This is a genomic window from Sedimentibacter sp. B4 (assembly GCF_000309315.1).
GTDB classification, from domain to species: domain Bacteria; phylum Bacillota; class Clostridia; order Tissierellales; family Sedimentibacteraceae; genus Sedimentibacter; species Sedimentibacter saalensis.
In genome coordinates this window covers 1-236 of the sequence record NZ_CANG01000120.1, presented here as the reverse complement: position 1 = coordinate 236, position 236 = coordinate 1, and the positions used below count along the sequence as shown (strand labels likewise).

At 65.7% G+C, this 236-nt stretch carries 1 protein-coding gene; it reads right to left on the bottom strand.

All coding sequences use genetic code 11. The features are described from left to right. Positions 1-236 (bottom strand): CPBP family intramembrane glutamic endopeptidase (locus BN358_RS22995; protein WP_198018372.1); only part of this gene is annotated, 236 nt, incomplete at both ends.

Genomic DNA, 236 nt, shown 5'->3' with positions numbered 1-236 from the left:
GGGCCGACCGCATTGGCTCCCCGGTCGAACATGCCTTGCAGCCCGCCGAACGGGATCGTGACCTCGCTGATCAGGTTGTTCCACACATGAAGGGCGACCGCGGCCTCCAGCCCCCCGGTTCGCCAGATCAGCACCGAGCAGGTCAGGCCCACCGTGAAGTAGTAGATGTTGAGCCAGACGTTGTCGGCGGCGTGTAGCACCATGAACAGCGCGGAGGACGCCACGGCCGCAACCAC